Annotated in this window: 22 protein-coding genes; 7 read left to right on the top strand and 15 right to left on the bottom strand. The window is 30.3% G+C overall.

The features are described from left to right. The first annotated feature begins 165 nt into the window (after nt 1-165). From murC to HA143_RS00100, 3 genes are read left to right on the top strand one after another with little or no spacing between them, the layout of a single operon-like run. The gene (gene murC / locus HA143_RS00110; RefSeq protein WP_209082650.1) at nt 166-1,575 is read left to right on the top strand and encodes a UDP-N-acetylmuramate--L-alanine ligase; all 1,410 of its coding nucleotides are present in this window, start codon (nt 166-168) and stop codon (nt 1,573-1,575) included. Between the two features lie 17 nt (nt 1,576-1,592). Continuing rightward, entirely contained in the window at nt 1,593-2,486 is an 894-nt protein-coding gene (gene murB / locus HA143_RS00105) for a UDP-N-acetylmuramate dehydrogenase (RefSeq protein WP_209082649.1), read from the top strand. 17 nt (nt 2,487-2,503) lie between these two features. Then, nucleotides 2,504-2,854 carry a YbaB/EbfC family nucleoid-associated protein gene (locus HA143_RS00100; RefSeq protein ID WP_209082648.1) on the top strand — a complete coding sequence of 117 codons (351 nt, stop codon included), beginning with the start codon at nt 2,504-2,506 and terminating at the stop codon, nt 2,852-2,854. Here the strand turns inward: HA143_RS00100 and rsgA are convergent. The 5 genes from rsgA to msrB all read right to left on the bottom strand — a co-directional run bounded on the left by rsgA (nt 2,820) and on the right by msrB (nt 6,400). Then, nucleotides 2,820-3,737 (bottom strand): ribosome small subunit-dependent GTPase A, encoded by a 918-nt coding sequence (rsgA, locus tag HA143_RS00095; protein WP_209082647.1) that lies wholly within the window; start codon nt 3,735-3,737, stop codon nt 2,820-2,822. The genes HA143_RS00100 and rsgA overlap by 35 nt on opposite strands. Next, a complete protein-coding gene (locus HA143_RS00090) occupies nt 3,727-3,957 on the bottom strand; it encodes a sulfurtransferase TusA family protein (RefSeq protein WP_209082646.1) in 231 nt (76 codons plus the stop codon). The genes rsgA and HA143_RS00090 overlap by 11 nt, the downstream gene beginning before the upstream one ends. Continuing rightward, nucleotides 3,957-5,081 (bottom strand): molecular chaperone DnaJ, encoded by a 1,125-nt coding sequence (gene dnaJ, locus HA143_RS00085; RefSeq protein WP_209082645.1) that lies wholly within the window; start codon nt 5,079-5,081, stop codon nt 3,957-3,959. Before dnaJ ends, HA143_RS00090 begins: the two co-directional genes overlap by 1 nt. 29 nt (nt 5,082-5,110) lie before the next feature. Next, entirely contained in the window at nt 5,111-5,830 is a 720-nt protein-coding gene (gene grpE / locus HA143_RS00080; protein ID WP_209082644.1) for a nucleotide exchange factor GrpE, read from the bottom strand. 75 nt (nt 5,831-5,905) lie between these two features. After that, nucleotides 5,906-6,400 (bottom strand): peptide-methionine (R)-S-oxide reductase MsrB, encoded by a 495-nt coding sequence (gene msrB / locus HA143_RS00075; RefSeq protein ID WP_209082643.1) that lies wholly within the window; start codon nt 6,398-6,400, stop codon nt 5,906-5,908. A gap of 23 nt (nt 6,401-6,423) precedes the next feature. Here msrB and dusA point away from each other — a divergent pair, with 23 nt between their 5' ends. Then, nucleotides 6,424-7,428, top strand: coding sequence for a tRNA dihydrouridine(20/20a) synthase DusA (gene dusA / locus HA143_RS00070; RefSeq protein ID WP_209082642.1), 1,005 nt, complete (start codon nt 6,424-6,426; stop codon nt 7,426-7,428). Here dusA and HA143_RS00065 read toward each other — a convergent pair. The 6 genes from HA143_RS00065 to HA143_RS00040 form a co-directional block, all read right to left on the bottom strand. Further along, nucleotides 7,425-8,003, bottom strand: a complete 579-nt coding sequence (locus HA143_RS00065) for an RNA recognition motif domain-containing protein (protein WP_209082641.1) — start codon at nt 8,001-8,003, stop codon at nt 7,425-7,427. The two genes, dusA and HA143_RS00065, sit on opposite strands and share 4 nt — an antisense overlap. A 110-nt stretch (nt 8,004-8,113) precedes the next feature. Further along, on the bottom strand, nt 8,114-9,493 hold the full coding sequence (gene argH / locus HA143_RS00060; RefSeq protein ID WP_209082640.1) for an argininosuccinate lyase: 1,380 nt from the start codon (nt 9,491-9,493) through the stop codon (nt 8,114-8,116). Nucleotides 9,494-9,555: 62 nt separating this feature from the next. Further along, entirely contained in the window at nt 9,556-10,899 is a 1,344-nt protein-coding gene (locus HA143_RS00055; RefSeq protein WP_209082639.1) for a PP2C family protein-serine/threonine phosphatase, read from the bottom strand. Nucleotides 10,900-10,967: 68 nt separating this feature from the next. Beyond that, complete coding sequence (gene ftsY / locus HA143_RS00050; protein ID WP_209082638.1) at nt 10,968-12,212, bottom strand: signal recognition particle-docking protein FtsY; 1,245 nt, start codon at nt 12,210-12,212, stop codon at nt 10,968-10,970. Nucleotides 12,213-12,269: 57 nt separating this feature from the next. After that, the gene (nusB, locus tag HA143_RS00045) at nt 12,270-12,899 is read right to left on the bottom strand and encodes a transcription antitermination factor NusB (protein ID WP_209082637.1); all 630 of its coding nucleotides are present in this window, start codon (nt 12,897-12,899) and stop codon (nt 12,270-12,272) included. A 3-nt stretch (nt 12,900-12,902) separates the two neighbouring features. Beyond that, nucleotides 12,903-13,637 (bottom strand): DUF502 domain-containing protein, encoded by a 735-nt coding sequence (locus HA143_RS00040; RefSeq protein WP_209082636.1) that lies wholly within the window; start codon nt 13,635-13,637, stop codon nt 12,903-12,905. A 138-nt stretch (nt 13,638-13,775) separates the two neighbouring features. Between HA143_RS00040 and queG the strand changes: the two genes are divergently transcribed. The 3 genes from queG to HA143_RS00025 all read left to right on the top strand — a co-directional run bounded on the left by queG (nt 13,776) and on the right by HA143_RS00025 (nt 18,120). After that, entirely contained in the window at nt 13,776-14,729 is a 954-nt protein-coding gene (gene queG, locus HA143_RS00035; RefSeq protein WP_209082635.1) for a tRNA epoxyqueuosine(34) reductase QueG, read from the top strand. 8 nt (nt 14,730-14,737) lie between these two features. Continuing rightward, on the top strand, nt 14,738-15,601 hold the full coding sequence (locus HA143_RS00030; RefSeq protein ID WP_209084350.1) for a tetratricopeptide repeat protein: 864 nt from the start codon (nt 14,738-14,740) through the stop codon (nt 15,599-15,601). Nucleotides 15,602-15,678: 77 nt separating this feature from the next. Then, nucleotides 15,679-18,120, top strand: a complete 2,442-nt coding sequence (locus HA143_RS00025; protein WP_209082634.1) for a DNA gyrase/topoisomerase IV subunit A — start codon at nt 15,679-15,681, stop codon at nt 18,118-18,120. On the opposite strand, the gene purF is transcribed toward HA143_RS00025, so the two are convergent. From purF to dnaN, 4 genes are read right to left on the bottom strand one after another with little or no spacing between them, the layout of a single operon-like run. Next, nucleotides 18,117-19,577 carry an amidophosphoribosyltransferase gene (purF, locus tag HA143_RS00020; protein ID WP_209082633.1) on the bottom strand — a complete coding sequence of 487 codons (1,461 nt, stop codon included), beginning with the start codon at nt 19,575-19,577 and terminating at the stop codon, nt 18,117-18,119. The two genes, HA143_RS00025 and purF, sit on opposite strands and share 4 nt — an antisense overlap. 47 nt (nt 19,578-19,624) lie before the next feature. Further along, on the bottom strand, nt 19,625-21,964 hold the full coding sequence (gene purL, locus HA143_RS00015; RefSeq protein WP_209082632.1) for a phosphoribosylformylglycinamidine synthase subunit PurL: 2,340 nt from the start codon (nt 21,962-21,964) through the stop codon (nt 19,625-19,627). Nucleotides 21,965-21,967: 3 nt separating this feature from the next. Continuing rightward, a complete protein-coding gene (locus HA143_RS00010) occupies nt 21,968-22,675 on the bottom strand; it encodes a PRC-barrel domain-containing protein (protein ID WP_209082631.1) in 708 nt (235 codons plus the stop codon). Between the two features lies 1 nt (nt 22,676). Further along, nucleotides 22,677-23,834, bottom strand: coding sequence for a DNA polymerase III subunit beta (gene dnaN, locus HA143_RS00005; protein ID WP_209082630.1), 1,158 nt, complete (start codon nt 23,832-23,834; stop codon nt 22,677-22,679). Nucleotides 23,835-23,991: the final 157 nt, after the last annotated feature.

Genomic DNA, 23,991 nt, shown 5'->3' with positions numbered 1-23,991 from the left:
AGTTGCTGATCATACTGAATTTTTTGCAATAACGTAAGTATTTTTTGATTTATTAAGCAAATAAGTATTTTTTGTATTAATTCCAGAAAAAAAAACATTTTTTTTTAAGAAAAAATACCAAAATTTTACTTAGAAGTTATTTTGATTTTAAGTACAAAATAAACATTGGATAAAGAATTACTGCCTAAAAGTCATTTTCATTTTATTGGGATTGGAGGTATTGGAATGTCAGCATTAGCAATGGGTTTACTTAAGAAAGGTTGTTCAGTTTCAGGATCTGATTTAATTAAAAACAACGAAACTAATCAATTAGAATATCTAGGAGCAATTATCTTTACTTCTCAAATTAAACAAAATATTGAATTAGTAACTTCAAAATTTACTAACAAATTGATTAATTTTGTTGTAAGTTCAGCGATTAAGCCAGAAAATGAAGAATTATCTTACTGTAGGAAAAAAAATTTAACAATAAAACATCGTTCAGAGATTCTTGCACTGTTAATGCAGTCTTACACTACATTAGCCGTAGCAGGCAGCCATGGGAAAACATCGACCAGTACATTTCTTTCTACACTACTTGAGTTATGTACGCATAATTCTTCTTCAATAACTGGAGGAATAATTCCTATTTACAACTCTAATTGTCATTTAGACAATACAAAATTCTTAGTAGCTGAAGTTGACGAATCTGATGGGACAATAAATAAATATAAATCTGATATTGGAATAATTAATAACATTGATTTTGATCATTGCGATCATTTTTCTCATTTAGGTGAAGTCATATCTTCTTTTAAAGATTTTGCTTCAAATTCTAAAAAATTATTGCTTAATTTTGATTGTGAAATCACGAGAAAAAATTTTTATTCTGATAGTAAGTGGTCAAACAAAACACCAATCAATGTATCTTATGCCTTAATCCCAACTGAAATAAATAAAAGTCATACTATTGGAAAATATTATGAAAATGGAAATTTCATTAGTAGTTTAAATATTCCAATCCCAGGATTACACAACTTATCTAATATCACTGCTGCAATAGGAGCTTCAAGAATGGTAGGTGTAAATTTTATAGAAATTAAGAAAAATATTAAATACCTTAAACTGCCAAAAAAAAGATTTGAATTCAGAGGCCAAATAGATGAAAGAAATATATATGATGATTATGCACATCACCCCAACGAAATAAAAGAAACGATTAAATTAGGAAGATTATTTATTAAGCAAAAAAGTAATAATGAATTTCAAAATAGTAGATTAATAGCCATATTTCAACCTCATAGATACTCTAGAGTAAAGCAATTTGCAAAAGAATTTGCTGAAGAATTATCAAAAGCAGATGTTATTTACGTAACTAGTATTTATGGAGCAGGAGAAGGAAACAAGGATAAAATCAATTCCACAATTATTACTGATCTAATTTATGAACAAAACAAAAATGTTATTTACATAAATAATTATTATGAAATTACAAATAACTTTTACAAATTGACTCAACAAGGGGATTTAATTTTGAATATGGGAGCTGGTGATTGTCATAATTTCTGGTCAATTTTAAATAGCAAAAACAATTAAATTATTTTAATTAATTTATGAATAATAAAATTTTTTCTGTGAACTGCAATCTGAGTAGTTATACAACTATAAAAGTTGGTGGAGTAGCTGAATACTTTGCTGAACCAAGAAATATTGACGAATTTTCATATCTAATGCAATGGTCTAATTTAAACAATCAAAGATGCCAAATAATTGGCGCAGGTTCAAATCTATTAATAAATAATATTTTCATAAAAGGTTTAGTTATATGTACAAAAAAAATGAAGTCATTAACAATAGAGCCATATTCAGGAATTGTTGAAGCAGAAGCAGGTGTAATGCTCCCAACATTATCTAATTCTCTCGCTAAAAATGGGTTACAAGGAGGAGAATGGGCTGTCGGAATTCCAGGAACTGTAGGAGGAGCAATTTATATGAATGCTGGTACAGGTAATTTATCACTCGCAAAAAATCTTATTTCTGTGAATGTTATTAATAATAAAACTCATGAAAAACTTGAAATTGAAAAAAAAGATATCAATTTTGAATATAGATTTAGCTCTTTTCAAAGTAATGATTTGGTAATTATTAGTGCAAAACTACATTTTGAGCCTAATGGGAACCTCGAACAATTAATTCAAGCAACCAAAAATAACCTAAAATTAAAAACAGAAACACAGCCATATCATCTACCAAGTTTCGGTAGTGTTTTTAAAAATCCTGAAAATAGTTATGCAGCAAAATTAATTGATGAGATGGGTTTAAAGGGATTTAAAATTGGCGGTGCAGAAATTTCTACAATGCATTCAAATTTTATAATTAACAATTCTTCAGCAAGTTCAAAAGATATTTATGAATTAATAACTTTAATTCAACAAAAAGTACTACAAAAAAAAGGGATTTATTTGCAACCGGAAGTAAGAATGATTGGTTTTGACTATCCTAATTAAAGTAACTGTTTTATAAAATGGCTGGTTTTGGACTTCCTAACTTTGGACAACTTACAGAAGCTTTTAAAAAAGCTAAACAAATTCAACAAGATGCTCAAAAATTACAGGATGAACTTGAAAATATGGAGATTGAAGGGAAAAGTGATGATGAAATGATAAAAGTCTGGATAAGTGGCAATCAACTGCCTTTAAGGGTAGAAGTTCAAGAAAATATTTTAAATTCAGAAAAAGAAACAATAGAGCAAAACATTTTACAAGCTATTCAAAAAGCTCATGAATTATCTACTACAACTATGAAAGAAAGAATGAATGATTTGACTGGCGGATTAAATCTTAATCTTCCTGGGTTTGAGAATAATGATTCTTAGAAGACTCGATCATTTCTTTATAAAAAGTATATCTTTCAAAAGATTTATTTAAATTACAGCCCTCATCATTCAAATGTAAGCAGTTACGAAATTTACACCTAATTCCTTCATCCATTAATTGTGTATATATTTCCGGATAGAGGGTTGGTAACAATCTAATATCAACTTCTAGAGTTTGTATATTAAACCCAGGCGTATCAACAATATAATGATTATTTGAAAGAGAAAATAACTCAACATTTCTAGTGGTATTTTTCCCTCTCTTAATTTTATGGGAAACAGGGGCGGTATCATTTTGGAGACCTGGAATTATCTTATTTAGCAAAGTAGTTTTACCAACGCCAGATGGGCCCATAAATATCGAACACGTTTTTTGCTTTAAATCGGCTACTAAATTCTTCAAGTAATCAGGGTTCTGTAAATTTAAAGTAATTGCTTGATAACCCCATTTCCTAAATTTATCAAGTAAAAAAGATCTTCTTTTGTCTGTAATTAAATCGCACTTTGTTAAAAGTAATGAAACTTCCACACCCATCGATTCTGCTGATATCAAAAACTTATTGACTTGAGATAAATTCAATTTTGGCTCTTCAACAGAACAAACAATGTATATGTTTGAAATGTTTGCAACTGATGGTCTAATTAATAAATTATTTCTTTTTTTTAAACTTATTATTACTGCTCGCTTGCTTCTGAAATCAATATGATCGATTACTACTTGATCTCCAACATAAATTAATTGATCTTTGAAATTTATAGACTTCCTAACCTTACATAAAAACCTCTTACAATGTGAACATTTTTCTTGATTTATTAAGTCAACTAAAAAAAATTCATTAAATTTTTTTGTAACTAAACCTAAATGTTTACTATCAGTTTTCATTCAAAATTTTTATTTTTAAGAATTTTTCATATTCTTTTATTTGTGTAAAGCAACATCCCATCTCTTTTAAATTATTGAATACCATTTCTTCTGGTTCACCTTTATCTATGTCTACAATAAGTTCTTCATTGTTGGATAATTTCTCTAAAGCTAATTTAATTTTGACAAGATTTAAAGGGCATGGAACCGATTTAAGATCCAAATACTTTAAAGCAGTCATTAAGATTCTTTACCAAATAATTTACTAAACAGTCCACTACTTGAATTGATATTTTTATCTGAATATTGAGAAGCTAGGCCCTCTAAAAGCTTGCGTTCTTCCTCAGTTATACGAGTTGGTAATTTTACCTTTACTAAAACTTCATGATTTCCTCTTGCAACTGGATTACCAAGTCTAGGCACGCCTTTATTCTCAAGAGAAAGAGTTGTATTAGGTTGAGTACCACTTGGGATGTTTAAATTAACCTTGCCATCAACTGTAATAATTTGAACAGTATCTCCTAAAATAGCCTGTAAATAACTTACAGCTATTTCTGAATAGATAGTAACACCATCTCTTTTTAATTTTGAATCATTCTTCACCTTGATAAAAACATAAAGATCTCCTGGTGGGCCCCCTTTCAAACCAACATTACCTTCTCCAGAAACTCTTAATTTGGTACCAGTATCAACTCCTGCAGGAATATTAATTCTTAATTTTTTTCTAACTTGCTTTACTCCATTGCCTCCGCAACTTATACATGGATCCGCAATTATTTGACCAGCTCCATTACATGAAGGACATTCAGCTACTTGTGTGAAATTACCAAATGGAGTTCTTGTGGCTCTTCTGACTTGGCCACTTCCTCCACATGTTGTACAAGTTTTTGGTCCTGTGCCTGGCTTAGCACCTGTTCCCCTACACACTTCACAGGTCTCTAAATGCGGAATTTTAATTTCTCTTTGTTGGCCAAATATTGCATCCTTAAAATCAACATTAAGGTCATATCTTAAATCATCACCTTGTTGAGGACCTCTTCTTTGAGTCCTACCTCCTTGTGGATTTTGTCCACCAAATCCATTAAAAAAAGTTTCAAATAAATCTGCAAAGCCCCCCATATCACCCATATCAGGCATTCCAGCAGCACCTCCAAGGCCAGCCTCTCCAAATTGATCATATCTAGCTCTAGTTTCGGGATCCGCTAATGCTTCATAAGCCTTGCCGATTTCTTTAAATTTATCTTCAGCGCCAGGTTCTTTATTAACATCAGGATGATATTGTCTTGCTAATTTTCTATAAGCCCTTTTTAAGGTATCAGCATCAGCATCTCTTGAAACTCCAAGTATTTGGTAAAAATCAGCCATTAAATAATGCTCAACTAAAAATTTGGGGTCTATACATCTTCGGAAGTATTCTCCTCAGAATCAATATCCCCTTCAACTTTATCCTTTTCTACTTCCTCTTGTGAATTTTGTTTACCAGGTCCCATAGAAACTTTAACCAAAGCATGTCTTAAAACCTTGCCTTCCAAATGATATCCTCGCTGCAATTCTTCTACAATAAAATCTTCTTTAAACTCTTCACTAGGCTCTCTTAATACAGCTTCATGTAAATTTGGATCAAATTGCTGACCAACAACTCTCATGGGTGCAATACCTTGTTGTTTTAAAACTTCTACTAATTGTTTATACAATCCTTGATAACTTCTATGAAGTACTTGAGCTTCTTCACTTTCAGGTTTAAGTTGTTGTCTTGCTCTCTCAAAATTATCGACAATAGGGAGAATTGCAGTTAAAGACTTAGTAACAAGTTGGATTTTTAAATCATCCTGATCTCTAGACTGTCTTTTTCTAAAATTTTCAAAATCTGCTGAAATTCTTACATATTGATTTTTTAATGTTTCATGCTCTTTTTCTAACTGTTCTAACCTTGCATCATTATTTGAAATAGTATTTTTTAATTCTTCAGTATTTATTTCTTCTGTTTTTTGAGAGGATGATTTATCATTTTCAGTTATTTGATCCTCTAAAGGTAAAGTATTATCAGGAGCATTATCCTGATTAGAAAGATCATTTTCTTTATTATCAATATTGTCTGATTGCTTTTCAATCATTTTTCTAAAAATTTATTAAAACTATTTTCCATTAAAGTGATGCACAAAACAAGTTGCGGAAGGCCGCACAAATTTTTACTCAGGAACAAACCTTAATGCTAGCCCGTTATTACAGTATCTTTTGCCAGTTGGAAGTGGGCCATCATTAAAGACATGTCCTTGATGTCCACCGCATCTTGAACAATGATATTCGGTTCTTGGGACAATTAACTTGAAATCAACCTTTGTCTGAACTGATCCTTGAATCGAATCCCAAAAGCTTGGCCATCCTGTACCACTATCATACTTTTTATCTGATAGAAAAAGCGGTAAATCACATCCAGCGCAGTAAAAAACCCCTTTTCTTTTCTCATTACTTAATTGACTACTGAAAGCCCTTTCAGTTCCTTCCTCCCTCAAAATATAGTAGGATTCCTGACTAAGCCTAGACTTCCATTCCTCTTTTGATAAATTCCAATCTTCTTTAGAAGCAAGTGATGAGGCTAATACTTGCATAGGCTTAAAGATTAGTTTTAAGATTGACATTGTAGGAATTAAAATAAAAGTTCTTCTTGATAGGAATTGATTCATATTTTTAAATCACATAAAAAGTAATGAGTTCTATTCAAACTAATTCTATTAAAAATATTCATAAATTAAGTATTGCTCCAATGATGGATTGTACTGATAAACATTTCAGAATGATAATGAGAAAAATAAGTACTGAAGCTCTCTTGTATACGGAAATGATTGTGGCCCAAAGTTTAGTTTATACGAACAAAAAAGAAAATTTTTTAGATTTTAATAATGAAGAACACCCAATATCCATTCAATTTGGTGGGGACAATCCTGAAATCCTTAAAGAGGCTGCCCGCATGGCACAGGATTGGGGTTATGACGAAATAAACTTTAATGTTGGTTGTCCAAGTCCAAGAGTCTGTTCAGGAAATTTTGGCGCTTCACTTATGAAAGATCCTGAAAAAGTAGCAAAATGTATAGAATCGTTAAAAAATAGCTGTAGCTTACCTGTTACGATTAAACACAGAATAGGTGTAGACGAAGACGATAGTTTCATCAATTTGAATAATTTTGTGAGGTATATTGCAAATGCCGGTGCTGACAGATTTACAGTTCATGCGAGGAAAGCCATATTAAAAGGTCTAAATCCAAAACAAAATAGAACTATACCTCCACTGAAGTACGATGTAGTAAAAAAATTAAAAAAATTAAATCCAAAATTATTAATAGAAATCAATGGAGGTTTCACAAATATCAATGAATCATTAAAAGCCCTAAATGATTTTGATGGTGTAATGATTGGAAGATCAGCATATAAACATCCCTTAAGATGGTCTGAAATTGATCAAAAAGTCTATGGAATCAATACAAAACCCAAATCTGCTTCAGATATTATCTTCTCGTTAATTCCATACATAGAAGAGCATTTAACTAATGGAGGCAAATCTTGGGATATTTGTAAACATCTTATAAATTTAGTTGAAGGTATTCCAAAAGCAAAAATTTGGAGAAATCAAATATCACTTAAATCTATAAAAAAGGAATTAGATATCGATTACCTTTTTAAATTAACTTCTAAGCTTAAAGAAATGGGTTCTTAGTTCTCCTCATTTGATACATTATCTTCATTTGAAAGTCCTCTTTTTCTTCTACTTCTACCACTTTCATATTCAGAGTTTTCAGAAGAGTTTCCATAACTTCTATCTTCCCAACCTTCTGCTCCAGAGGATTTATTCGTATAAGAAGTTTTAGATTCAGAATTTCCACCACCATTATTTCCACCGCCATAGCCGCCACCGCCATAGCCGCCGCCACCATTATTTCCACCGCCATAGCCGCCACCGCCATAGCCGCCGCCGCCATTATTTCCACCGCCATAGCCGCCACCGCCATAGCCGCCGCCTCCTCTGCCTCCTCTACGAGATCCTCCAGAACCTCTTGGCTCTGCCTTATTAATTCTTAATGGTCTACCCATAAGCTCTGTGCCTTGCAAACCATCAATAGCTGTTGACTCAATTGCTGCATCTGCCATCTCAACAAATGCAAATCCTCTTTTTCTTCCAGTATCCCTTTCAAGAGGAAGAGAACAATTTAAAACTTCACCAAAAGGGGCAAATAACTGTAAAACATCTTCACGCTCTGCGCGGAAAGGCAAATTGCCAACAAAAATACTCACTTTAAAATCAACAAAGAAAAACCTAATAAAAACTACATTAAGTAGTTCTATAACATTACCTTATTATTCTACTTCAAAGCATACCTTTATTGTAGAAAAATAAGTCAAATTCAGAGCAACAATTTTTTCTGCCAGTTATTTACCTCCTTTTCTACCTGCTTAAAACCTGTTCCACCCTCACTAGTTCTTGACTTCACTACATTAAGAGGTTCAAGATCCACAAAAACATCCTCATCAAATTCGGGATGAAATTTTTTAAATTCATCAATTTTAAGATTTTTAAACAATATTTTTCTCTCTAAGCAATACTTAACAATTTCACCCACAACTTGATAAGCGGTCCTAAAGGGGACCTGTTTACCAACTAAGTAATCTGCCAAATCAGTAGCATTAGAAAAGTCATTTTCTACGGAATCAGATAATTTTTTAATATTAAATTCTATCCCTTCATTAATTAAAATAGTCATTGCTTTAATGCAAGAAGATATAGTCTCTGCAGTATCAAATATTGGCTCTTTATCCTCTTGAAAATCTTTATTATATGCAAGTGGTACCCCTTTAACCATCGTTAACAAAGCTTGCAGATGTCCATACACTCTTCCTGTTTTACCTCTTATCAATTCTGGAACATCCGGATTTTTTTTCTGCGGCATTAAGCTACTACCAGTAGCACATTTGTCTGTTAATTTTGCAAAAGAAAATTCATCAGTTACCCATAAAATTATTTCTTCCGAAATTTTACTCAAATGAGACATTGCCAAAGCAGATGCAGACACAAACTCTATACAAAAATCTCTATCACTTACAGCATCAATACTATTTTTATAAATCTTTTCAAAACCCAGTTCTGAAGCTGTAAAGTTCCTATCTATTTTTATTTTTGTGCCGGCTAATGCTGCAGCTCCTAATGGTGAAGTATTCACTCTCGATCTTACTTCTTTAAACCTTTCGCGGTCTCTTTGGAACATTTCTAAATAAGCCAATAAATGATGAGCCAAAGATAATGGTTGTGCTCTTTGCATATGTGTATATCCAGGAATTAAGGTATAAATATTAGATTTCGCGAGATTTAAGAAGGATTTTTGCAAATCAATTATTAAAGTTTCAAGATTGTCAATCTCTTTTCTTAGCCACAATCTTATATCTGTACCAACTTGATCATTTCTACTTCTACCTGTATGCAATTTTTTTCCAGTTTCACCAATTAAACTAATAAGTTTTTCTTCAATACTATAGTGAATATCTTCAGAAGGAGGACTAGGCGTAAATTCACCTTCCAAATAATCAACTTTTATTTTCTCTAAAGCATTAATAATCTGAAGAGTTTCAGAAGAAGATAAAACCTTTGTTTTACCAAGCATTTTTGCATGTGCAATCGAGCAATCTAAGTCTTCTAAAATAAGTTTTCTGTCAAAACCAATTGAAGCATTAAACTTTTCAATGAACGGGTTAAGTGTATTATCAAATCTTTTACTCCAAACTTTTGCCATATAAATTATTAGCTTTAGATATCTCTAATAAAGCATTTTTTTATATCGGTGACAAAAAATATCTATTTCAATTGCAAAATAACCATAGATGCATCATCTTCTAAATGTCTATTTTGTCCAGTAAAGTCATCTAATTTTTTAAATATTTTATTTAAGATCTCTTGTGATGTATAGGATTGCTTACATAATTTTGTAAGGGTTTTAATTAACCTTTCCTCATCAAATCTTTCGCCTAGACAATTAGCAGTATCGATTACACCATCAGTGTAATAAAGCACTAAATCATTTTCATTCAGCTTGATTTCACCACAATGATATTCAGCTTCTTTTTGTAATCCAAGTACCAATCCTTCTGCATCTAATTTTATAATTTTCTGATCTGAGCTTTTCCAAAGCAAAGGGGGATTATGAGCTGCATTAGCAAATCTCAATTTTCTGGTTCTAGGGTCATAATCTGAATAAAATAATGTCACAAATCTATGTGATTGATCTAAATCATTTATTGCTAATTGATTCAAATCATGCAAAATTCTATCTGGCGGTAATCCTGTAAGAACCTCTGCACGTAACATTCCTCTTAGCATAGTCATTAGCAGACCCGCGGGAATACCTTTGCCCATAACATCACCAATTACTAAAGCCCATCTAGCTTTTTCTTTTCTTTTTTCTGAGATATTCGTCTTTAAACACATAAAATCATAATAATCTCCGCCTAACTGGAGAGCAGGCCTACAATGTGCAGCAAGGTCTACCCCATAAATAACTGGACAATAATCTGGGAGCAATTGAGATTGTATTTCTGCACCGGTAGAAATTTCTCTATCAACATTCTCATGCTTTTTCTTTGTTTTTATCAAGCAGTAATTTTCTAATCCAACAGCAAGACAATTTTGAATAAAATTAAAATTTGAATCATCAGTGATGGAATCACCAGCTAAATTATCGCTAAAAATATAAATAAATCCTCTGCATTTCCCTCTAGATAATATTTTGTCTGTTTCAATTTTATATTCTTTGAAATTATTTCTTAAAGCATTTTCAAAATTTAGAATCTGTTTTATTTTAAAATTTTTAGAAAAATTAAATTTATTCAAAAAACTATTAATTTCTTCTTGAATTTTTAAACAGTCATTATTAGCAGAAATTTTTATGTTTTCATTCCATATTTCTCCCTCATAATTTAAAGGAATAATTAATATTATTTTTTCTTTAAAAATATGTTTAAAAATTAAACAAATATAATCCAATAATTTATTTATATTGGAAAAAGATTTTAAGTAATATGCTAATGAAGATGCAATTTCAGTAATCTTATATTTATTGCTTAAAGATGCTTTAGATTCATTATCTAAAAATTTTTGAATAAATTTGCTTGAAAATAATTTTTCTTTTTGATTAGTTTTCACAACAAATCTAATAGATAAATATGTTTTAACATTAAATTTATATTTTTAAAAAATTTTTAATTAAATTTTTATTTATCTGCAAGCATAGCTTCTACAAATTCATAACTATTAAAAGGTCTCAAATCTTGAATACCTTCTCCAGCTCCAATAAATCTTATAGGCAAATTAACTTCTTGAGAAACAGCTAAAGAGACTCCTCCTCTTGAAGTGCCATCTAATTTAGTAATAATTGCTCCACTTAAATTTGCTGATTTTGCAAAACTTTTTGCTTGCTTTAAGCCATTTTGACCCTGACTTGCATCTAAAACTAATAATGATTCAACAATTGCATCTGGAACCTTTTTATCAATAATTTTTTTTATTTTTGCTAATTCATCCATCAAATTATTTTTTGTTTGCAATCTCCCTGCTGTATCAACTAGTAATAAGTCAACATTTCTTTTTGTTGCAGAATTAATTGCATCAAATACTACAGCAGCTGGATCAGCATTTTTTGATTGATTAGATATGACATCAACATTACTCCTCTCACCCCATACTTTTAATTGTTCTACTGCCGCAGCTCTAAAAGTATCAGCTGCAGCTATCAAGGTTTTATAATTACTTCTAGATGACAAATATGCTAATTTTCCTAAAGTAGTCGTTTTACCAACGCCATTAACTCCTACTAATAACCAGACATTTAAATTACCCTTTTTAGGCACTAAAATATTAGTGCCTGAACTTTGTATAGGTTTATCTATAATTGATTTTAATTCTTTCTTTAAGAATTTTATTCCTGCTTCTCCACCAACAACTTCCTCATTTAATTTTTTTCTGAGAGAATTTATAACTTTATCGGTTGAATCAATACCAACATCAGCTCTTATTAATAGGGTCTCTAAATCATCTAGAGATTCAGGAGTAAGAGGATCATCTCCCAATCTATCCAATAATTCAGTAACAAACCCTTTACGTGTTTCCTCTAATCCTCTTCTTAATTTAGTTAACCAGTCAATTTCATCTATCGATATTTGATTTATTTTTTTTCCTTGAGCGGCTAATACCATTGCCGACCAAGTAAAATTATCATCAAATTCTCCTAATTCAGCTTCAGGAACAGTTTTAGTCTTTTGAGAGAGATTTTCTTCACTAGCACTATCAATCAAAGCTTCTTTTTGTTCTTGTTGATTCTGTTCTTGTTGATTCTGTTCTTGTTGATTCTGTTCTTGTTGATTCTGTTCTTGTTGATTCTGTTCTTCTTGTCGTTTTTTTAAGAGTGCATAAGCTTGGGCAGCCCACTCTAGAGAATTATCAGAATCGGTATTTGTCATTGATATTTATGATTCGTTTTTAATAATTTTAAAATATTATTCATAAATATCAAATAACTATTGCAATTTTACTGTTTGTAATCTCCTTAAAACACCATTAATAAATTTTCTTCCTTGAATATCACTATATTTATTGGCTAGATTTACTGCCTCATCACAAGAAACAGCAAAAGGTGTGTTCAAAAAATTAATATCCACATAAGCTAAACGCAAAATATCTCGATCAATTCTTGGTAGTCTTTTTAATCTCCAACCATCCATGGCTTGATCAATATCAGAATCAATAATTGTAATGTTATTAATAATATTACTAATCCTCTGATTCACATCCTCTCTAATATCAATTTGTCCACTAGAAACTATTAATCTTGGAAAGTCCAAAGTTACTGAGAGAGTATTCATTACAGTTTCAATTTTTTTTAGAGATTTTTTTAAATCTTCTCTAACATTTGAGAAAGAAGAATGAACCCCTTCCTGCAATTCACTGTCTAATATTTTTTGTGATGCATTTTCTAACTCTAATTCGCAATTATCTAATTCATCTCTGCAATGATTTATGAGAGTATCCAAAGCAGATTCAAAAATCTCTTCTATCTGAAATTTATTTAATTTGAAATCACCTTTATCTTTTATCAAGCCTAGAGAAATTAAAGATAATTCTCTAGATAGGGATCTATTTTTATGCATGAATTAAGAAGAAGTATTAGTAGAGGCACGTAATTGAGAAAATAATTTTGAAAATGTTGGATTTGTAGTATTATTTTTTTCATCTGGATTAACTATCCCAGCCGAAATTATTGTTCTAAAAGCATCTTCAACAGAAATATTCAAATCCTTAACAGAGGACTCGGGAACCAAAGTATACCAACCAGTAGTTGGATTTGGTGCTGTAGGTATAAAAACACTTAACAACTTTTCTTCTAAATCTGGCTGCAGGGAGGGTCCAACATCACCAGTTACGAAGCCTACGCTATATAGTCCCTCACGTGGATATTGAACTAATACAACTCTTCTAAATCGATTAGATTTATTACTTAAAAAAGTTTCGAGCAATTGTTTCAGAGTTTTATACACTGCCCCTGCTACTGGAATTTTTGACAAGGTACCTTCTCCAAATTCTAATAACCATCTTCCTACAAAGTTTCTAGCCATTAAGCCTATAAGCAAAATAGCTAACAAGGGGACAGTTAACCCCAAACTAAGATTAATTAAATCTTGTAATAAAGGATTTAAAGTAATAAATGGATTTAATTGTTTAGGAACAGATGTAACTAACGTTAAAACAAATTTACTTACTAATGATGAAAGCCAGATAGTTGTTGCTAATGGTATTACAACCAACAAACCAGCTATCAGATCATTTTTTAGATCCTGTTGGAGCCTAGATCCTAGGTTCGAATCTTGATTTTGATTAGACTCAACCAAAATAACGTTTTTAACTTTACTAATAATTTAACTGTTTTTAATTAATTAGGATATATTTTTTTTTAATAAATTAAAATTATTTATTAGTTTCTTCCCCAAAAAATAACTTTTAAATGCAATTACATACATAATAAAGAAATGATAAGTACTCTTCAAGAAAAAAAAGAAATAAGTAAAAAATTAAAAGATAGAGCAATTAATGAAGGTTTTACAATGTCTGGAATTGCTTCAATACCAGGGAGTTCGCGCTTAAAATTAAGAACTAATGCATTAGACCGATGGTTATCAAATAATCATCATAGTGACATGAAATGGATGGAAGCAGAAAGACGGAAAAACATAGGGTCACTTTTAAAAGGAGCAAAAAGTGTTTTAAGCGTTGGATTTACTTACATTAGTGATCAGAACAACAACATCAACAACAACAACATCTTTAAGGTAGGTAAATTTGGTCAAGGAGAAGATTATCATCAAGTAATCTATAAAAAATTAAAGAATATTGGTCGATGGATTAACCTTGAAATTCCTGATTGTAAATGGAAGATATGTGTTGACACATCACCACTTCTTGAAAAAGCATGGGCTGAAGAATCAGGTCTTGGTTGGATAGGTAAAAATAGCAATTTAATAACAAAAAAAAATGGTTCTTGGTTGACTTTAGGTTTTATTATCCTTACAAAGGATTTAGTACCAGATAACCCTCATCAATCACTTTGCGGTAAATGTGATAAATGTATTGAAGATTGTCCCACAAATGCAATCGTAGAACCCTTTGTAATAAAATCAGATCTATGCATTGCTTATCACACAATAGAAAGTAGACAACAAACTATTCCAAAAAACATAAAACACAGTTTAAATGGATGGGTTGCAGGATGTGATATATGTCAAGATGTATGCCCTTGGAATAAATCAGTGCCATACAACAATACTTTTGAAAATACTCCAAAAGAATGGATTAAAAATCTTAATATTGAATCATTAAGCTGGGATGATGAAACTTGGGAAGAAAAGCTAAAAGGAACTACATTAAAAAGAATTAAACCATGGATGTGGAGAAGAAACATAAAAGCAAATTTGGAGCAGTATTGAACAAATATATGGAAACCTTTTTTAAAAACATAATTTCTTTCTCTTTAATCATGTTTTGCTTTTTAAAAGTAGAAAAGGTTCAATCATTAGTACCATATTATTATTTCCCAACAATTAGTAATTTAAAAAAAGAAAGTTCATCTATTGGCAAAAATGCATATCAACTTTTATATTTTGGACAATACGAACAAAGCCTTAACTTAGCAAAATTAGCTGTAAAAATAAATCAAACTGATGAAAAACTATGGTTGATTTTATCTGAAGCGCAGGTAGCTAATAAGCTATACAAAAAAGCATTAAATTCTCTAAATAAAGCACAAAAAATTAATTCAAATCTTAGCGAAATATACTTTGCTAAAAGTAATATTTATTTTAAAATTTCACAACTACAAAATGCAAAAACTGCTTTAGAAACAGGATTAAGTATTGAACCAAATAACCATAAAGCTATTTTTCAATTAGGGAATATTTTATTAATGGAAAAAAATTACTCAGAAGCTATTAAGTTATTTGATAAATCTGTAAAAATTAAACCTGATTTCTGGCAAGCAATAAATAATCAGGGTTTAGCTTATTACGAAAAAAACAACATAAATCTTTCAATCAAACTTTTTGAAAAAGCAATCTCAATTCAAGACAATGCTGAACCATTACTAGGACTTGCTTCATGTTTAAGAATAACGGATATACAATTAGCTCTTCAGCTCGCAAAAAAAGCCTTAACTAAAGATCCTAACTATGTTGATTATGATTATAGAAAAGAACAGTTGTGGGGGGAAAAATTGCAAAGATCAACAGAAATCCTTTTACAAAATGATCAGCTGCAAACAGATGTAATATTGGCAGAATCGAAAATAAATGCATCTTCTTAATTTTCAATACTGGTAAATATTTGTTTACCTATTAGTCTTAATTTAGTTAATCAATAAATATTTATTTTTGAACTCTAATGGATAAGAACAAATTCACTTCTATCTCTCTTCAAGAAGAAATGCAACGTTCTTATCTGGAGTATGCAATGAGTGTAATAGTTGGTCGTGCTCTTCCCGATGCAAGAGACGGCCTTAAGCCTGTCCAGAGGAGAATATTATTTGCAATGTACGAATTAGGTTTAACACCAGACAGACCATTTAGGAAGTGTGCCAGAGTTGTTGGAGATGTACTTGGTAAGTACCATCCTCATGGAGATCAAGCAGTATATGATGCACTAGTAAGGCTAGTACAAAATTTTTCAACTAAATATCCAACTCTAGATGGGCATGGAAATTTTGGATCAGTAGATAATGATCCACCAGCAGCAATGAGATACACTGAGACAAGATTAGCGCCAATAGCACACAAAGCATTTCTTGAAGAAATTGGATCAGAAACAGTAAATTTTTCAAATAACTTTGATGGTTCACAAAAAGAACCAGATGTTCTTCCAGCCCAACTTCCATTTTTATTATTGAACGGATCATCAGGAATTGCTGTTGGAATGGCAACAAACATTCCCCCTCACAACTTAGGAGAAATTGTAGATGGGTTAGTTGCATTAGTAGAAAATAAAGATGTAAGTGATAAAAAACTGTCTAACATTATTAAGGGACCTGATTTCCCTACAGGTGGAGAATTAATTTATAATCGCGCAATAGAGGAACTTTACGAAACTGGAAAAGGATCAATAACAATAAGAGGAGTTATAAAAACAGAAGAGTTAAATTTAGGCAAAGGTAAACATAAAAGAAATGCATTAATCATTTCAGAACTTCCCTATCAGATAAGTAAAGCGAGCTGGATAGAAAAATTAGCAGAACTTATTAATGCAGGAAAAATTAATGGGATCTCTGATATTAGAGATGAGAGCGATAGAGATGGTATGAGAATTGTAATAGAATTAAAAAAAGATTCTAATGCTGAAATTGTAATTTCTAATTTATATAAAAAAACAACTCTACAAACAAATTTTGGTGCAATATTTTTAGCTTTAATTAAAGGCAAGCCAATTCAACTAAATCTAAAACAATATCTTAATTACTTTATTGAGTTTAGAGAAGAAACAATTCGAAAAAGAACTAATTATTTTCTAAAAAACACTCTTGAAAAACTAGAAATCTTAGAAGGTTTATCTAAGGCAACAAAAGATATAAAAAAAGTTATCGAAATTATCCAAGAGTCAGAAAATCCTATAGAAGCTAAAACAAAATTAATTGATAACTTTTTCATAAGTGAAAAACAAGCAAATTCTGTTTTGGATATGCCACTTAAAAAATTAACAAATCTAGAAAGATATCAAATAGATGATGATATAAAAAAATTTCAAGAAAAAAAGAATTATTTTCAAAAGTTATTAAATGATAGAAAATTATTACTTAAATTACTAATAGAAGAATTATTAATATTAAAGAAAAAATATAATGTTAAAAGAAAAACAAAATTACTTAAAAATATTGATCAAAATGAAGAACTAGAAACAATTAATAACCAAATATTAGAAAACTATATAAATAAACAAACTAAATTATGTATAGATAATAGACTATATTTAAGGAAAATGATTTCAAATAATTATAAGAAATCGTTTGATGATGGAAATAAAATTATAGATAATAGAAATATTCAAAAATTTATATGTAATATTGATAAAAATTTAAAAATAATTGGAATCACTGTTACAGGAAAAGTTTTTCACGTTGATTGGGAATCGAATATTAATAATGACTATAAAATAGATAATAAAATCCTTGGGAGTATCGATCCTAATGAAATAATCAATTTTCATTCAATTACAAAAGGAATTGAAAATTATTTATGTATCTTAAATTCAGATGGAAGGTTTAAGAAAGTTTTATTTGATGAAGATATGATCAAAAGCAATCGATCTTTCTCAATTACAAAATTAAAAAATAATATTAAGACAATTGATTCATTTATTTCTTATGAAGAAAAAAATTTAATAATATTAACGTCAATAGGAAGAATTTTTAAATTTAATTTATCAAATAAATTGTTAATACCAACTAGTAAACAATCTCAGGGATTAATGCTTGTAAAACTTTTGCCAACTGAAAAGCTAGTTTCTTGTTGTCCATATCAACATGGAGAGAATATTTATTTAGTTTCTAAGCAAGGGAAAATCTTTTGTATAAATAGCAATGAAATTTATAATGCGAGTGAATACAGTTTAGGATATTTAAATGAAAGAACCCAACTTAAAAACGATTACTTTATCAAAATATTGCCAAGTAATCATTACCTTGATATTGAAACCAATAAAAATAAATCAGCTAGGTTAGACTTCAAAAAATTAAATTTCAAATCCAATAAAACAAATTTTTTAATTGACTTTTTAAAATTAGATAATGGGGAACATCTAGAAAATTGTTTTCGACTCGAAAACTTTCTCGACTAAGATTTATATTCATTTTCAACCCAATTTAAATACTCTTGATTTACTGTTCCTGTTACATAAGTACCAGTAAAACAACTCATCTCCAAATCTTCAATAATCGAATCACTTATTATAGATTTGCGTAAATTTTCAACGCTTTGATAAACGAGATTATCAATTTCAAGGTGATCAGCAATTTCACTTATTGTTCTATCGTAAGCTATTAATTCATCTCTATTAGGCATATTAATTCCATACACATGTGGAAAACGAACAGGAGGTGCTGCTGATGTAAAAAAAACTTTATTTGCTCCTGCATCTTTAGCCATTTGTACAATTTCTTTTGACGTAGTACCTCTTACTATAGAATCATCAACAATTAATACATTTTTATTTTTAAACTCTGCACTCATAGCATTTAATTTTTGTCTTACAGATTTCTTACGTTTCTGATGACCAGGCATTATGAATGTTCTACCAACATATCTGTTTTTAAAAAAACCTTCTCTATATTCTATACCTAACTGTCTTGCAACTTGCATAGCGGCAGGTCGAGAAGAATCAGGAATAGGCATTACAACATCAACATCTCCAGAGTTAATTGTTTCTTTTATGGTTTCAGACAAATAATCTCCCATTTTTAAACGAGCTTTATACACGGAAATTCCATTCATAATTGAATCTGGCCTAGCTAAATAAACATATTCAAAAGCACATGGACATAAAATTGGATTTTCAGAACATTGCTTTGCAAAAAACTCGCCATTAAGATTTATAAAAATAGCTTCTCCAGGATCTACATCTCTTACTACTTGATAATCGTTATTCTCAAGCACTAAAGATTCGCTAGCAACCATCCACTCTTCTTTTTTTGTAGTTAAAGAAAGTCTTTTTCCTATAACCAAAGGTCTAATTCCAAAAGGATCTCTGAATGCTAATAATCCATGACCTGAAATTAATGCAATTGAAGCATATGATCCCTGAATTCTTTTATGTAAAGATTTGACAGCACCAAAAATAATATCAGGTTCTAATTCTTGATTATGAATTTGTTCTTGTAATTCTGTCGCAAATACATTTAATAGCATTTCAGTATCACTTGAAGAGTTTGTATGCCGCTTATCAATATTAAATAATTGTTTTTCTAAATCTCTGGTATTAGTCAAATTTCCATTATGTATCAAAACAATTCCATAAGGAGCATTAACGTAAAAGGGCTGTGCTTCCTCTACACTTTCTGCTGATCCCTTTGTTGCATACCTAACGTGACCTAAGCCAATTTTGCCTATTAAATTCCTCATATCTCTGGTTCTATAAGCAGTATTAACCTGACCTTTGGCCTTATGTATATGGAAAATGGTATTTTCCATTGTAGCTATACCTGTTGAGTCTTGTCCTCTATGCTGTAAAAGCAAAAGACTATCGTAAATTTGTTGATTTACATCATCAGAAGAAACGATTCCAACTATTCCACACATAACTTAATTTCTTAAAAATTTTGATAGTTGAAAAATGTTTTTCATATTTAAAAGTGACCTGAAATACTATTATTAAATTTTTCTGTTAATTCCTCAACCCTAATATTGCAGATATTTTCATCTTGAATTTTTATCTTAAGATTTCCACTAGAAACATATCCTATTTTTTTTAAATAAACACTTGAATGAGAATTTATTTGAATTTTTTTTAGGTAATTAAGCCATTCTTTTTCTTTCGTTTTATCTATTGAAAAAATTATTCTAGAACCGCCCTCTGCAAACAATAAATTATCATCTCGATTAACATCTTTCTGTAATTCTATCGTTGCACCTTTTGCAGACAAAATACAACACTCTGATAAAGCTATAGCCAAACCTCCATCACTAATATCGTGAGAAGAAACTACAAAACTTTTTAAAATCGCATTTCTTAAAAAACTCTGGCAAAACTTTTCATCTAGCAAATCTATTTTTGGAGGCCTGCCTGTAATTTCTCCATGAAAATATTCCAAATAAGAACTAGCTGCAATAGTTGTTTCCGATTTATAAGAACCAATTACCCAAATTTGATCATGAAAATTTTTCCATTCAGTACTTATAGCTTTTTCAACATTATCTAACTTCCCAACCATACCAATTACTGGAGTAGGATTAATAGGAGTAACTTCATTATTTTTATTTTTTGATTCATTGTATAAGGAAACATTTCCTCCTGTAACAGGAGTTTCTAAAGCTTTACAGGCTTCAGAAATACCATTGCATGAAGACGCAAGTTGCCAATATCCTATTTCATTCTCAGGAGAAGAAAAATTCAAGTTATTAGTAATTGCTACTGGTTCAGCCCCAACACAACTAACGTTTCTTGCAGATTCTGCAACCGCAGCAATACTTCCTCTAAAAGGATCGAGAGATACCCATCTACTATTACAGTCTACTGAAGCAGCAACCCCAGAAAATTGTTTATTTTTATTTTTTTCATTTTGATCTCTTAGTCTTATTACAGCTGCATCGGATTCTCCAGGTTTAAAAACTGTATTTGCCTGAACTTGAGAATCGTATTGCTTATATATCCATCTTTTAGAAGCTATTGAAGGATTAGAGAGAAGTTTGAAAATAATTTGTGTATAAGAAAAACTCTTATTTTCCCTTAATGAAAATATTTTTTGCTCATAAATTTCTGGTAAATTATTTTCTTTCCATTCCCATTTCTTTAACAAATAATCAGGTGGATTATTATTAACATTATGAACATTTATAGGAGTATCATCAGATAAAGCAGAAGTAGGGATTTGAGCAACAATTTTATTTTTATGAGAAATAATTACCTCATTAGTATCTATTACTTCACCAATTACTTTGGCATATAATCCCCATTTATTAAATTTTTCAATAAGGTTATTAATTTTTTCTTTTTTTACAACAAATAACATTCTCTCCTGTGATTCAGATAATAAATATTGGTATGAAGACATATTATCTTCTCTAGAAGGAACCAAATCTAAATCAATAGATATGCCTAAATTTCCATTTGCAGCCATTTCTGCACTACTACACGTTAAGCCTGCTGCACCCATATCTTGAGCTGATATTACATCTCCTGTCTTAAAAGCATCTAAACAGGCTTCTATAAGACTTTTCTCTAGAAATGGATCGCCTACTTGAACTGCAGGTCTGTCATCCAATGAAGTACTAGTTAATTCCGAACTTGCGAAACTAGCACCACCAACTCCATCTCTACCTGTAGTATTACCAACATATAGTACTGGTGATCCTACATTTTTAGCTCCAGAACAAACGATTTCATTTGTCTCTAAAAGTCCTAAAGCCATAACATTGACTAAAGGATTTCCAGAATAACTATTATCAAAGTCAATTTCACCTCCAACCGTAGGTACACCAACACAATTCCCATAATGTGCTATGCCAGATACAACTCCTCTAAGCAAATCTACATTTGATGGTTTATCAAGATTTCCAAATCTCAATGAATTCAAGACTGCAATTGGCCTTGCTCCCATTGTAAAAATATCTCTTAATATTCCTCCTACACCTGTTGCAGCTCCTTGAAAAGGTTCAATAGCAGAAGGATGATTATGACTTTCTATTTTAAAAACAAGTTTTTGATTATTTCCAACATCAATAACGCCAGCATTTTCTCCAGGACCAAGCAAAACATTTTTTCCTTTAGTAGGAAACTTAGATAATAAAGGTTTTGAATTTCTATAACAACAATGTTCAGACCACATAACACCAAACATTCCAAGTTCAGTCCTATTTGGTTTTCTCTTTAATCTTGTGCATATTTCTTCGTAATCATTACTTGTTAAATTTTCAACTTTTAGTGCTTCATTAAGATCATATGGATCATTATTTTGAGGATTTATCATTCTTTATATCCAAGGGTCATCTTCTTTTTTATCACTAAAAGATCTTGATTTTCTATCTTCATTATAAAAACTTTTTTGTTTAAAATCTAAATTTTGGTTGATATCTTCATCTTCTTCAAGCCAATCCTCTAATCTATTAGAAGCTATATTTTTCATATCGTCAAATTTATCAAAAATTTTTTTTCCTTTTTGGAAAAATTCATTTTTAATACTTGATTTTATTAAAGATAAATCATCTAAAGAATTGCTTTCACAAAATACTAAGCCAGGTTGTTGATCATTAATATTTTCAATATTTAATTTCCACCTACTAGAACCTGGAATCTTGGGATTCGATCGAGAAACTAAATAATATTTAATTTTCCCCGTTTTCATTTCAAATAAAAAATCTGCAATAACTCCTATTTTTGAGCCATTAACATTGATCAAATTAGCTTGTATTAAAGTTGGAAACCTATTTAAAGTTGCTAAATCAGAAATAGCTGGATCACCTTTTACATAAATTTCATTATCTATTATTTGACTAATTTGATTTAATCGCCAAACATTTCGTTTTAAATCAAAATTTGAAGGACGAGAGTACCATCCTAAAATTCGATGAACTGGAGGATGCATCCACACATTTTCACCATTTCCGTAATTAAGAGTCATATTACTCTTAACAGTGTAATTTAGTAATTCACTTAATAAAATTTCTTTAGGTAATTTCAAATTAAGAACGAACCTGTACAGGCATGACTAGATAAGTAAAAGAATTGAGATTATCTTCTGGAACAAAAACAGCAGGAGTAGTAGCAAGATTACACTTTAAGAGTACATTTTCAGAAGCAATAACTTTTAAACCTTCTAAAAGATATCTAACGTTAAATGCAATATCAAAATTTTCTCCAGAGTATGAAACAGGTATTGATTCATTTGCGTTTCCAATATCTTGTGCGTCTGCACTTATTAAAGCTAAATCTGTATTATCCAATTTAATCTTGACTACACTACTCTGCTGATCAGCTAAAACAGCAATTCTTTCTAATGCATCAATTAATTTTTTTGTATTAAAATTAAAACTCTTAGAAAAAGTATCAGGTATTAATTGTGAATAATTCGGATAGGTGCCTTCAAGGGTTCTTGTTGTAATTATTTGATTAGAAGAAATAAAAACAACCTGACCTTTATCGTAGAAAAGCTTTATTGAATTTTCTGAAGTTCTCAAAGATACTAGTTTTTCAATTTCTCTTAATGATCTAGTTGGAATAGTTACGGATAAGCCACCTTCATTTAAAGATAAGTTTTCTTTATTTTCGATATGTTCTTCGTTACCAATTAACGCAACCGCCAATCTATGACCATCTGTGGAAGCCGACTCTAAATACTTTTCTTTAAAAGTAAAATTGACACCTGTCAGTAATTGCTTTGAGTCATCATTACTACTAGCAAAAATTGTAGATTTTAAAGCTTTTAAAAAAGAACTAGGATCAATATTTAAAGAAGTACCACTTTCAACAAATGGCAAATTGGGATAATCATCAGAGGGTATGCCTTTAAGATTAAACGAACCTCTATCACTTTTTATTAAAATACTATCTGAATTCTCATCTACTTCTAAAGAAACTGGAGTTTCATTAGGTAATTTATTGACTATTTCAGATAAAAGTTTTGAAGGTATGGTAATAGCTCCACTATTTTTAACAGTTCCATCAAAGGAAGTTTGAATTCCTAAATTCAGATCAAATCCTGTCAAGCTAATTTTATTTGTTCCTTGGTCAGCTGTTAAAAGTATATTTGCAAGAATTGGATGAGTTGGTCGTGAAGAAACTGCTTTGCTTACTAGTTGTATAGCATTATTTAACTCATTTTGATTACAAATAATTTCCATCGGAATTTGGAACTTTTTACAAACACAATATACTTTTTTCGTAAATTAAATTCAATAAGTTATTTTATTCTTTTTTTCTAATATAAAAATAAATAATAAAATTAAATATTAATAGTAGTAGTAACTGTGGAAACTGTGGAATTTGTAATTTAAATAC

Source organism: Prochlorococcus marinus CUG1415 (genome assembly GCF_017696015.1).
Classification (GTDB): domain Bacteria; phylum Cyanobacteriota; class Cyanobacteriia; order PCC-6307; family Cyanobiaceae; genus Prochlorococcus_A; species Prochlorococcus_A marinus_AE.
The sequence above is the reverse complement of the archived record's forward strand: the minus strand, read 5'-3'. Positions and strand labels throughout refer to the sequence as shown.